This window comes from Trichococcus alkaliphilus, from assembly GCF_003008695.1.
GTDB lineage: Bacteria > Bacillota > Bacilli > Lactobacillales > Aerococcaceae > Trichococcus > Trichococcus alkaliphilus.
In genome coordinates this window covers 111447-123579 of record NZ_PXZT01000002.1, presented here as the reverse complement: position 1 = coordinate 123579, position 12133 = coordinate 111447, and the positions used below count along the sequence as shown (strand labels likewise).

Annotated in this window: 11 protein-coding genes; 9 read left to right on the top strand and 2 right to left on the bottom strand. The window is 47.3% G+C overall.

What is annotated here, in order from left to right; all coding sequences use genetic code 11:
* The first annotated feature begins 25 nt into the window (after nt 1–25).
* The 4 genes from C7R73_RS02135 (at nt 26) to C7R73_RS02120 (ending at nt 5736) form a co-directional block, all read left to right on the top strand.
* Nucleotides 26–1750 carry an alpha-glucosidase gene (locus C7R73_RS02135; protein ID WP_106448919.1) on the top strand — a complete coding sequence of 575 codons (1725 nt, stop codon included), beginning with the start codon at nt 26–28 and terminating at the stop codon, nt 1748–1750.
* The gene (locus C7R73_RS02130) at nt 1743–3164 is read left to right on the top strand and encodes a PTS transporter subunit EIIC (protein WP_106448918.1); all 1422 of its coding nucleotides are present in this window, start codon (nt 1743–1745) and stop codon (nt 3162–3164) included. The genes C7R73_RS02135 and C7R73_RS02130 overlap by 8 nt, the downstream gene beginning before the upstream one ends.
* Nucleotides 3165–3463: 299 nt before the next feature.
* Complete coding sequence (locus C7R73_RS02125) at nt 3464–4915, top strand: MFS transporter (RefSeq protein ID WP_205076448.1); 1452 nt, start codon at nt 3464–3466, stop codon at nt 4913–4915.
* A gap of 410 nt (nt 4916–5325) precedes the next feature.
* The gene (locus C7R73_RS02120) at nt 5326–5736 is read left to right on the top strand and encodes a zinc finger domain-containing protein (protein ID WP_106448917.1); all 411 of its coding nucleotides are present in this window, start codon (nt 5326–5328) and stop codon (nt 5734–5736) included.
* Between the two features lie 52 nt (nt 5737–5788).
* On the opposite strand, the gene C7R73_RS02115 is transcribed toward C7R73_RS02120, so the two are convergent.
* Nucleotides 5789–7006 (bottom strand): HAD family hydrolase, encoded by a 1218-nt coding sequence (locus C7R73_RS02115; protein WP_106448916.1) that lies wholly within the window; start codon nt 7004–7006, stop codon nt 5789–5791.
* 469 nt (nt 7007–7475) lie between these two features.
* Between C7R73_RS02115 and C7R73_RS02110 the strand changes: the two genes are divergently transcribed.
* Genes C7R73_RS02110 through C7R73_RS02095 form a run of 4 tightly spaced genes read left to right on the top strand, consistent with a single transcriptional unit; the run spans nt 7476 to nt 10450 of the window.
* A complete protein-coding gene (locus C7R73_RS02110; RefSeq protein ID WP_086627535.1) occupies nt 7476–8198 on the top strand; it encodes an amino acid ABC transporter ATP-binding protein in 723 nt (240 codons plus the stop codon).
* 40 nt (nt 8199–8238) lie between these two features.
* Entirely contained in the window at nt 8239–9072 is an 834-nt protein-coding gene (locus C7R73_RS02105) for a transporter substrate-binding domain-containing protein (protein WP_106448915.1), read from the top strand.
* A complete protein-coding gene (locus C7R73_RS02100; RefSeq protein ID WP_106448914.1) occupies nt 9072–9794 on the top strand; it encodes an amino acid ABC transporter permease in 723 nt (240 codons plus the stop codon). Before C7R73_RS02105 ends, C7R73_RS02100 begins: the two co-directional genes overlap by 1 nt.
* Nucleotides 9791–10450 carry an amino acid ABC transporter permease gene (locus C7R73_RS02095; RefSeq protein ID WP_106448913.1) on the top strand — a complete coding sequence of 220 codons (660 nt, stop codon included), beginning with the start codon at nt 9791–9793 and terminating at the stop codon, nt 10448–10450. Before C7R73_RS02100 ends, C7R73_RS02095 begins: the two co-directional genes overlap by 4 nt.
* Nucleotides 10451–10510: 60 nt before the next feature.
* Here the strand turns inward: C7R73_RS02095 and C7R73_RS02090 are convergent, their stop codons facing one another.
* Entirely contained in the window at nt 10511–11398 is an 888-nt protein-coding gene (locus tag C7R73_RS02090; RefSeq protein ID WP_106448912.1) for a fructose bisphosphate aldolase, read from the bottom strand.
* Nucleotides 11399–11665: 267 nt separating this feature from the next.
* On the opposite strand from C7R73_RS02090, the gene C7R73_RS02085 reads away from it, so the two are divergent.
* On the top strand, nt 11666–11878 hold the full coding sequence (locus C7R73_RS02085) for a hypothetical protein (protein WP_086626957.1): 213 nt from the start codon (nt 11666–11668) through the stop codon (nt 11876–11878).
* Nucleotides 11879–12133: the final 255 nt, after the last annotated feature.

The following is a 12133-nucleotide window of genomic DNA, read 5'->3' as shown; positions in this document are numbered from 1 at the left end:
CGATACCACAAGCGGAGGAGTCAGCATGAAAAACGCAACCAAGGAAAGAAAGGACAGCGAACACATGGAACAGAAGCAATGGTGGAAAGAGGATGTCGTCTATCAGGTTTACCCGAAGAGTTTTTATGACAGCGACAACGACGGCAGTGGGGACATCAAAGGGATAACACAGAAATTGGCTTATCTGGAGGAACTGGGGATCACGATGCTGTGGATCTGTCCAATCTTCACTTCGCCGATGGTCGACAACGGCTACGACATTTCCGATTACCAAGGGATCCAACCCGAGTTCGGTTCGATGGCCGATTTTGAGGAATTGCTGGATGAAGCCAAGAAGCGGAATATCAGCGTCATTCTGGATCTGGTCGTGAACCACTCCTCAGATGAGCATGACTGGTTCCAGCAGGCTTTGCGCAATCCGGCAAGCGAATACCGGGATTATTACATCTTCAAGGAAGGCAAGAACGGAAACCCGCCGAACAACTGGCGGTCCATTTTCGGCGGCAGTGTCTGGGAAAAAGTACCGGGTGAAGAAAACAACTATTACTTCCATACCTTCGACAAACGACAGCCAGACTTGAACTGGGAAAATCCAGCCTTGCGCGAAGAAATCTACATGATGATCAATTGGTGGCTGGAAAAAGGCATTGCCGGCTTCCGCATCGACTCTATCACCTTCATCAAAAAGGATCAGGATTACAGTGATGTACCTGCCGATGGAGCGGATGGTTTGGCCAGCGTGAAGCACAAAGGAAGGAACCGACCGGGAATCGCCGACTTCTTGGCGGAACTGAACCGGAAAACTTTCAACAACTATCCATGCGTTTCTGTTGGCGAAGCGCCCGGTGTGACTTATGATGAATTTGACCAATACATCGGGGAAGGCGGCTATTTCAACATGATCTTCGATTTCCATTATGCGGATATCGATGTGGAGAACGGAAGCGAATGGTTCCGCAAGACCGACTGGAAGCCGAAGGAACTGAAGGAACTGATTTTCGAAAGCCAAAAAGCTGTCCAAAAAGCCGGCTGGGGAGCGAACTTCCTGGAAAACCACGATCAGCCGCGGTCCCTTTCCAAATACATCAAGGATGAAGCCTACCAGAACGAAATTGGCGCGAAAGCCTTGGGAACCCTCTTCTTCTTTCTGCGGGGGACGCCTTACATCTATCAAGGGCAGGAAATCGGCATGAAGAATTTCAAAAGGGATTCGATCGCTGACTTCAATGATGTGTCCAGCCTGGATAACTATCCGCGCGCGGTGCTGGAGGGCTTCACCGCGGAAGAATCGCTCGCTTTTGTGAACCAACGCTCCCGCGACAACGGGCGCACGCCTTTCCAATGGGATGCCACGAAAAATGCCGGTTTCAATGAGGGAACAGAAACTTGGCTCAAACTAGTCGGCGATCACGAAGAAGTCAACGCTGCGGATCAAGTGAACGATCCGGATTCCATCTTCAGCTTCTATAAACAGATGATCCAGCTCAGAAATCATTCTATTTATAAGAATACGCTGATCTATGGAGCATTCGGACCATTGGAGACGCCTGATGATGTGATCGGCTATGAGCGCGTCGGGGATGAGGTCATCCAGATTTTTGTGAACATGAGCAATCAGGAAACCGCAACAGAGAAGGTTTCCGGAGAAGTTTTATTGAACAACTACGAAAACATCGAACAATCCGGAACGCAATCGATTTTAAAACCATACCAAACCATCGTGATCAGAAAGGATGAAGAACATGTCTAAATTGCCGAATTACCAGGAGATTGCCAAAAAAATAGTAGCGATAGTGGGGGACGATAATATCGTCTCCGCTACCCACTGCGCGACGCGTTTGCGTCTGCAGGTGAAGGACCGCAAAGCGATCGATGACGATCAGGTGGAGGAAGTGGAGGAAGTCAAAGGCGTTTTCTATAACGCCGGCCAGTATCAGATCATCCTCGGAGCCGGCATCGTCAATAAAGTATACGCCGAATTGCAAGCGCTGTATTCCTTCGGCGAAGCTTCCAAAGACGAGATAGCGAGGGATGAATCATCGGCATTGCAGCGGGGAGTCCGCAATATTGCGGATATCTTTGTCCCGATCATCCCGATTCTGGGCGCAACCGGACTGTTCCTGGGACTGAAGGGCGTGCTTTTCAATGAAACCGTACTGGGTGCGATGGGGCTTACGCCTGATGCCATACCAACTTGGCTGAGCGCCAGCGTGACCGTGTTGACGGACACAGCCTTCGGTTTCCTGACCGCCTTCATCTGTTGGTCGGCGTTCAAAAAAGTCGGCGGTTTGCCTATCATCGGCTTCCTGATCGGTTTGATGCTGGTTTCGCCGGCCTTGCCGAATGCTTATGCCGTAGCGAGCGGAACTGCTGAACCGATTATGGCTTTCGGTGTCATTCCATTGGTCGGTTACCAAGGCTCCATTTTGACTGCCTTGATCACCGGGATCATCGGCGCCAATCTGGAGAAGAAGTTGCGTAAGGTGATGCCGAACGCGATGGACCTCATTTTCACGCCGTTTGTGGTCATCCTGGTTTCCGTATTCATCGCGCTGTTTGTGCTCGGCCCCTTGGTGCATGGGTTTGAAGCACAGGCTGTCAAACTGATCGAAATGTTCCTGCATCTGCCTCTGGGCATCGGCGGCCTGATCATCGGTTTCCTCTATCCGATAGCGGTCATGACCGGGATGCACCACATGTTCATCATGATCGAAACGTCGCTGATCGCTTCAACCGGATTCAACCCGCTGATCACGGTTTGCGCGATGTACGGCTTTGCGAACGCTGCCGTGTGTCTGGCGATTGCTTTGCGGACAAACAGCGCCGCCGTAAAAACGGCCGGCATTTCCGCGACCGTTACCCAGATGCTGGGCATCAGCGAACCGGCGCTGTTCGGGGTCGTGATGCGCACCGGTATGAAGGCGATCGGCGTGATGTTGGCGAGTTCCGCTCTGGGAGGCATGGCCCTTTCGCTGCTAGGGATCCAGGCGAACAGTTACGGATTGGCGGTGTTGTTGTCGCCACTGATGTATATTTATGATCCGTACCAATTGACGATGTATGTTGTGATCGGCATCGCTACCTTCATCATGGCATTTGTTTTGACGAACGTGCTGGTGATGGGGAATGAAACAATTGTGACGAAGGTCAAAATACAGCATTAATTTTCAGGCCAACTATCCACATTAACATAGGGATAGCTGGTCTTTTTGGTATCGTTTACATAATTGCTGGATCAAGAACAGGACAGATATCGTGAAAAACGTTCACAAATTGTTAATAATAAATCCGTTGTATGCGCAAAAAATGCGTGGTATATTTTGTGTGTAAATGTTACGTAGTTTCATTTGAAAACGTTTATCGTTTTTTAATCGCAACCGAGTATCGCATAGTGATATTGTTTCTATCCATTTTATCAACTGGTTCGGCGTCGATTTATCAAAATAAGAAAAGGGGTCATGAAATGCAACATGCAAGCGTAAATAAAGTTCAAAATGTAACCGATGACAAGAGAAATGTAAGGGAATTCGGTCTGATCGATAAATTAGCCTATATGGCGGGGGACATCGCAAATGACCTGTTCTTCATCTTCTCAAGTTCTTTCTTGATGTTGTTCTATACAAAAGTGTTGGGGATCAGCGGAGCCGTTGTAGGTACGTTGTTCTTGTCAGCGAGGATTGTCGATGCTTTTACGGATATGGGGATGGGACGTCTCGTTGATACGCTGAAACCTTCAAAAGACGGCCGCTTCCGTGTTTGGATCAAACGCGTAGCACCATTCGCTGTCATCGCCGGTTTCCTGATGTTCTTATCAGTCGTTCAAAACTGGTCCATGACTGCAAAAATCGTCTACATCTTTGTGACTTATCTGTTCTGGGGAAGCATCTGCTACACAGCGATCAACATCCCTTATGGCTCGATGGCATCCGTCATCAGTGAGAAACCTGAAGATCGTGCTTCCCTTTCTGTATTCCGCAGCATGGGAGCCAGCCTTGCTAGCATCTTCATCTCATTCTTTGTTCCATTGTTCGTCTACCAGACTGACGCTAACGGTGCACAAATCGTAATTCCTGAACGCTTCACGCTCCTTGCCGGTGTTTTTGCTGTTCTTGCTTTCGCACTGTACCAATTCTGCTATCACTTCACGATCGAACGTGTACAGATTCCACAAAAACCGGAAACTGAAAAACAATCTTTCGGTAAAGAGATGGCAGTTCTAATCAAAGGCTTATCAACAAACCGCGCACTAGGCGGCATCATCGCAGCTGCAATCTTCCTGTTATTGTCCATGCTGTTGGTGAACACGATGAATGCTTATCTTTATGCTGATTATTTCAAGAGCTCCAAGACATTGGCTGTAGCCGGTATTCTGGGTACTGTCGGAACATTGATGCTTGCACCTTTCGCACAAAAAATCGCTTCGCGTTTCGGTAAAAAAGAATCAGCGACAGTAGCGTTGTTCTTCTCGGCAGCTGTATACGGAGTCCTGTACTTCCTACATACAGACAATGTCATGTTATTCTTGCCGATGGCGTTTCTTGCAAGTCTGGGAATGAACTACTTCAATGTAGTCATCTGGGCTTTCATCACGGACATCATCGACTACCAAGAAGTGAAAACCGGAACTGCGGATAGCGGTACAGTATACGCAGTCTACTCCTTCTCTAGAAAACTTGGTCAAGCTTTGGCTGGCGGATTGGGCGGTTTCGCTCTGGCTGCTATCGGTTACGCATCAGCTGCGGCAACACAAGAAGCTTCCGTTCTTGACAGCATCTACGATGTGGCTACACTCGTGCCTGCAATCGGGTACACAGGCGTTGCGCTATGCCTATGGTTCATCTATCCGTTGACTAAAGAAAAAGTGGCAGAAAACGTTGCTATCTTGGCTGAACGCCGTAAACAAGCAGCAAAATAAGAAAAATAAATCAGCTCGTAAAGGGGCACCATCCTGTTGATCAGGCTGGTGCCTCTTTTTTTGCTGATTTTTTTTGAGTGTCTGAACTCCAACTCCGGCCAGGCGGGACTAGCCGGAGCTGGGGAACAGAATACAGACTCAGCTCCTGTTAGCCGGTGCTCACCGGAGGACAAGTTCGGATTGAACCCTGTTTTCCGGCCAGGCGTGCTTCACCGGAGCTGACGGTCAGTTTGCGGTCTGCAACGTCGGCGGACTGTCCGCCGCACATTATTAGCTACTCATCATTTTCAATTATTCTTAACATTTCCCCGTTGTCCGCTGTGATATAATGAAGGAACAGTGCATGGAAGCCCTGTTGCCGATGCTTAAGCATCAGGAACATTCCAGCGCAGCGATAAGGGGATAGTTAATTGGAAAAATTGAAAAGAAAAATGATGAATTTTATGCGCGGGAGATACGGCGCGGATCAGCTCTACAATGCGTTGATCATTTCTGGGATGGTGCTGTACTTTTTGGGTGCAATGACAGACTTTGGTGTGTTGGTCTTCGTGGCGCAACTTTTGATTTTCTGGGCTCTGTTCAGGGTTTATTCGAAAAAAATCTATAAACGCGCTGAGGAAAACCGCAAATTCCTGAAGTGGTGGCAACCGAACCAGAAAAAGCTGAAGCTGCTTTTCAGAAGGTTCAAGGAAATCAAAGTGGCCCGTTTCCGCAAGTGCCCCAACTGCAGGACGACTTTGCGTTTGCCCGTCAAACGCGGCAAGAAGACAGTGAAATGTCCTACCTGCCATCAAAAATTCGAATCCCGCATCATTTTATAGACAAAAAGAAGCCTCCGCACAATATTTCAATTGTGCGGAGGCTTCTTTTTGTCTAGGTTTCGTGGATGAGTACTTCTTCTTGGGTCCCCAAAAGGATCGTCTTTTCGGAAGGGCGCAGGCTACCTTTGTTTTCGTCGCGTCCTTGCAGAACGATGCGCGGGTTTGCATCCTCGATTGTATCGAAGGCTTCGCGCGCCAATTTTTGGGTGTCATCTTTCATGTAGCGGTTGAAGAGGACGCAGAGTTTGGTGTCCTGCAGTTCCACCATCATATCGTAGTCGCCGGTGCTGTCCCCAAAGAGCATCAGCGGCTGTTTTTCGTTATGCTTCGGCATCAGTTGTTCCGTGATGACGGCTGTCTTGCCGGGGCCTTTGGTGATGTTTTTGCCGGGTTCCATGCACGGTTGGATCAGGCCGTTTTCATCCTTCTTGTAATACATGCCGATGACGTGCTCGTTGTCCAACCCGTAACCGAAGTCCGGATGCGTTGCGGCGACCTGGACGACATCCACAGGTGAAGCCGAAATGACATAGACGACGATGCCGTTCGCCTTCAGGACGTGGTAGAGTTCCTTCAATTCGGTAGGGAACGCCAAACCTGTATCGTAATGGGATACGATGACGCCAGCTTTGCTCGGCAATTCAGCCGGGCTTGTCAAGGTCACGCGTTCGAATTTGCCGAACTGCAACCAATAAGAGATGGATTGGTAAGCCAGTTGGCGCAAATCTTCGCTTGTGCGTTGAGCGAAAAGATAAGTCATCCAAGGATAGCCGGCTTTTCTTTTGAAGTCGCCGTTGATGACCGTGTAGAACAGACGGATTTTTGCAGCGAATTCTTCATAATAAGAAGTTTTTTTAGCTTCTTCAAGAGAGAGAATACCGCCTTGCATAAAACCTTCATATTGCCTATACAACCAAGCATAGGCCGTTTTGATATCGTCAGCGATATTGCCGATAGTAGCAAGCGGATTGGTCTTATCAAGGAGCGTAGCCTCTGTTGCGCCTACATTTTCAAGGCCATCCATCAGAATCGCATGGAACTGATCGGGTGTCAAACGATAATCCAAATGCAGCAACATGTAAAGCATCAAGGTATCCTCTATATCCATGATGGCGGAAGTATTGTCGAAATCAAATACAACGTAAGGAGGGTCAGCTGGGTCGAATGAGCTGTTTTGGTTCCCGTAGGCAGCGATGACAGCATTCAGCGCTTGGTGCGTATGTGGTGCCCAGTTTTTGGAAGAAAGAATTTTATTATGTTTTTCTGGCAAAGTAAGTACCCCTTTATCATGGAATTTTCATCTGCAGTCATTTTATCAAAAAACGGCTGAAAGTGATACTGAAATGTGCCCATTTCGGCTGATCCAGTGCATAACCGCGAAATGAAATGAGAATTACCAATAAATTGTCCGTCAGACAATATGTTGCGAATGAAGCTTTTTTTCTCGATATGCTTCATTTACGCGGATTTATTTTTATCAAAGCGACAATCGTGGAAGGCTTTCTCATAAAACAGGCACAAAACAGGCTGTTTTTAACGATTAAGTAAGAATACAGAAAATACGTGTTAGAAAACCTAACAATTCTACGGAACAATTTAATTGATTTTTAATCATGCTTTCATTATAATTTTGATTAATGGTATAATAATAAGAAGCGGTCCTTTCTTGATAAGGATCCAATCCATGCTCTTGAAATAATAGTAGTATGATGACGAGCACAAAAGGGGTTGAGGCAAAATTGATTAAGTTAGAGCACGTAAATAAGTATTTCGGCGCCAACCATGTGTTGAAGGATATCAACCTGGAAGTTGCCGAAGGGGAAAAAGTGGTCATTATCGGTCCTTCAGGTTCAGGTAAGAGTACAACGGTGCGTTGTATGAATTTCCTCGAAGAACCTACAGACGGAAAAGTTTTTATAGACGGTACAGAAGTCACAACTAAAAACAAGTTGGATATTGTGCGTCATTCCTCTGCAATGGTTTTTCAACAATTTAATCTTTATCCACATATGACAGTGTTAGGGAACCTGACAATCGGCCCTATGAAGCTGCAAGGCAAATCCAAAAAAGAAGCGGAAGAAATGGCTTACGAATATTTGGATATCGTTGGCTTGCGCGAAAAGGCGAATGTTTATCCTTCAACGCTTTCAGGCGGGCAACAACAAAGGGTGGCAATCGCAAGAGCGCTTTGCTCGCAGCGGAAAATCATTCTTTTCGATGAACCCACTTCAGCATTGGATCCTGAAACGGTTCAGGAAGTATTGGATGTCATGATCAAACTTTCCAGCATGAACATCACGATGGTTGTCGTGACGCATGAAATGGGCTTTGCGAGACAGGTTGCCGATCGGGTCATCTTTATGGCTGACGGCATGATCGTAGAGGAAGGCACTCCGGAGCACTTCTTCGATAATCCGACACATGAGCGGACAAAAGCGTTCTTGGGTAAAATTTTAAGATAACCGAACTTTTCGGAATACAACATTATAGGAGGAATTTGGTATGAAAAAGAAAAATCTATGGGTTTCATTATGTTTATCAGCTGCATTGTTCTTGGGTGCATGCGGCAGTGACGCTACGGATACAGCAGATTCTGCAGTTGGCTCTGCAACAGATGCTTCCGGTCAAGTGACTGTGGAAACAATCAAAGAAGCTGGCGTTTTGAAAGTCGGCGTTAAAGAAGATGTACCGAATTTTGGATTAAGAAACACTGAAACAAACGAGATTGAAGGTTTTGAAATCGACATCGCTAAGAAACTCGCTGAAGAAATTTTAGGCGACGCGGAAGCAATCGAATTGGTGCCAGTAACGGCCAAAACGCGTGGTCCATTATTGGATAACGGCGAAGTGGATATGATCATCGCAACTTTCACTGTAACAGAAGAACGTAAAGAAACATACAACTTCTCTGATGCTTATTACGTGGATGCAGTCGGCCTTTTGGTTAAGAAAGACAAAGGCTACACAGGATTGGCTGACATGGACGGCGCTACAGTCGGAGTTGCCCAAAGTTCGACAACAGCCGATGCAATTGCTGCTGAAGCTGAACAATACGGCATCACTTTGAGCTATTCAGAATTCGCGACTTACCCAGAAATCAAAGCTGCTTTGGATTCCGGCCGTGTGGATGCATTCAGCGTGGACAGATCCATCTTGGCTGGCTACTTGGATGATTCAACTGAAATCCTGAAAGATCGTTTCGCTACACAAGATTATGGTGTTGCGACCAAAAAATCAAATACAGAATTGGCAACGTCTGTTAATGACTTAATCACTGCATGGGGAGAAGACGGCACTCTTGATGCATTGACTACAGAGTGGGGCTTGGGCGAATAATGAGAAGTACCAATCCATTCGCTCTCTGGCGTTGGGAAAGCCTTCTTGAAAACAGCAGCGACTTTGGAGCCGGATTTATCCGTACGCTCCTAGTCGCTGTGTTGGCGTTATTGCTGGCTTTGGTCATCGGGGTTGTCGTGGGGACCATGTCCACGGCAAAAGGCCGATTGCCTCGTGCTGTTGCCAGAATATACGTAGAAATGTTTCAGAATATCCCGTTGCTCATCCAAATCTTCTTCATGTATAACGGGCTTGCCATGGCAGGCTTGGTGTTGAGTGAATTTACTATCGGGGTAGTCGGCGTAGGGATATATCACGGTGCCTACATCGCTGAAGTCGTTCGTGCAGGTATCCTCGCTGTTCCGAAAGGCCAAGAAGAGGCAGCTTACTCAGAGGGCTTCAACTACATCCAAACAATGCGTTACGTCATCTTGCCGCAGATGGTCAAAATCATTTTGCCGCCTTTGACCAATCAAGCCGTCAACTTGATCAAGAATACTTCCGTATTGGCGATCATTGCCGGAGCGGACCTGATGTACGTAGCCGATTCTTATGCTTCCTCAAGTCTGAACTACGGTCCTGCTTACGCAGTAGCCGGTTTGCTTTACTTCCTGCTTTGTTTCCCGCTTGCAACATTTGCGCGGAAATACGAGCAAAAACTGAAAGACAATGATTCGGTTGTCGTCAACGTTGTCGTAGATATTCCGGAGGTGATGGAATGATGGAATCGATCAGAACGGTCTTCACACCATCGAATGTGTCGTTCATGATGGAAGGATTGAAACTGGCATTGCTGATTTCAGTCGGCGTCGTCATCCTTTCGATCATCTTCGGTACGGTATTGGGCCTGTTGCGTAATTATGATAAAAAATTCTTCGGAAAGTTGGCCGGTGCCTACATCGAGCTCTTCCGGAATACACCGTTATTATTGTGGATGCTTTCGTGTTCATTCTTGATACCGGGCAGCACAATCACCTTGAAAGGGTCTTTTGCCCTGTTCCTGTACACATCGGCAGTTGTAGCCGAAATCGTGCGCGGCGGATTGAATTCGATACCGAAAGGGCAATTTGAAGCTGCCCACTCACAAGGTTTTTCATTCATGCAGTCTTTGTGGTACATCATTTTGCCGCAAGCCTTCAAGAAAATTATCCCTTCGCTGTTGTCGCAAGTGATAACTACGATCAAGGATACTTCTTTCTTGGCTGGTCTGGGGATCATGGAATTCACAAGAAGTGGGCAAGTTATCCTCGGAAAAGTAACAAAAACTTCAGAAGTATTTTTGATCTATGGCTTCCTGGCTTTGGTATATTTCATCATCTGCTTCACGCTTTCGGCAATCGTCAGAAGCTGGCATAAACGCAATGCAGAACATGCTTAACAACATGAAAAGCCCCCGTCTTACAGCGTAACGCTGTAGGCGGGGGCTTTTGCGCGTCCATCAAACGATGGATGCGTCGTAGATGGATTGGATTGAATCGGCTAGGGTGGATTGGAATTCATCATCCGTCATGTCGGCGCTCAGCCCTTCGGACAACGCCCGCGAGAAGCTGGCAATCAATCCGGGATTGTGGGTCAATTTTTCGTTGGCTTCTTCACGCGAATAGCCGCCGGATAATGCCACGACCCGCACGACTTGCGGATGGGCAATCAGTTCCTTATAAAAATCATCGACGCTCGGAATCGAGAGTTTCAGCATCACAAATTGGTCCGGATTCAACGCATCCAGCGCCAACAACAATTCTTCCTTGAGAATAGCTTCCGATTCAGCTTTGTCCGCACTGCGGATATCGACTTCCGGTTCGATGATCGGGATCAGGCCGGCCGCAATGATCTGCTTGCCGACTTCGAATTGCTGGGCGACGACTTTCTTGATGCCTTCACGATTGGCCGATTTGATCACGGAACGCATCTTGGTGCCGAAGATGTGGCGCTCATTTGCGCGCGCAAGCAGAGCGTCCAAATCCGGATTCGGTTTCATCAACTGTACGCCATCCGCTTCCGCATCGAGCCCTTTATCGACTTTCAGTAAAGGCACGACACCTTTTTTCTCCCACAGGTAGTCAGCCGTATAGAGGCCTTCTACTTTACGATCCATCGTCTGCTCGAACAGGATGGCTCCCAAGATGTGTTCCGAACTGAACGCAGGCGAGGTGATGATGCGCGAGCGCATCTCGTGGACGAGCGTGAACATCTCTTCTTCACCTGTGTAGCTATCTTCCGAAATGCCGTACAATGCCAGTGCCTTGGGCGTGCTGCCGCCACTTTGGTCCAACGCAGCAATGAAACCTTTGCGATTTTTCATGATGTCGAATTGCTCTCTGTTCATGATACAAACCCCTTTGCTTTTCAGATTTCCGAAATCCGGATCCGGTTTTGTTTTTTCGTGGAATAAGGATTTCTAAGGTCAGTATAGCACTTATGCCAGGCATTTCTGAGTAAAATGTCCTATCCATTTTGGCGATATACAGCTTCAAAATTGACATCGAAATTATTTTTTGTTGAAACCTTTTTAAAATAGGAGTAGAGTTGTTTTATGGGATTTTTCAAGCACTTATAAACACAGCAACAAATTCGAACGAGAGAAGGCGTGCAGATGATTTTTTGGCTGAAATCAGACAAAACAAATGCGGAATACACGGAACTAAATGTCTACAAACGGGGCATCCTGATGGGCGGGATTTCTCATCACAAGGACGACGATTTTTGGCAATGGTGGGTGGAAGGCGTCGGCAAGAAGAAAACCCGCAAAATGTACAAAGAAGCAACTGAGGACGAAGCCAGACGGGCTGTCGAGTACGAAATCTGATGGCGAAATAGTGGTGCAGGGCAGGAATCATTCTTAGGATGAGACTTGGCCTGCGTTTTTATTTTTGGGTGTCGACTGTTGATGGATGAATAAATGCGGAACAGCCGACAAAAACTTCAGCCGTCAACTGTTGTGGGAAAAATGAATGACGAACAGTCAACAGGCGCTCACTTCGTCGGCTGATCTGTAAGGAACCAATGCCGAATAGCCGACGAAAGGTACACTAAACGCAAAAAGCAGTCGATAGGACGCTCC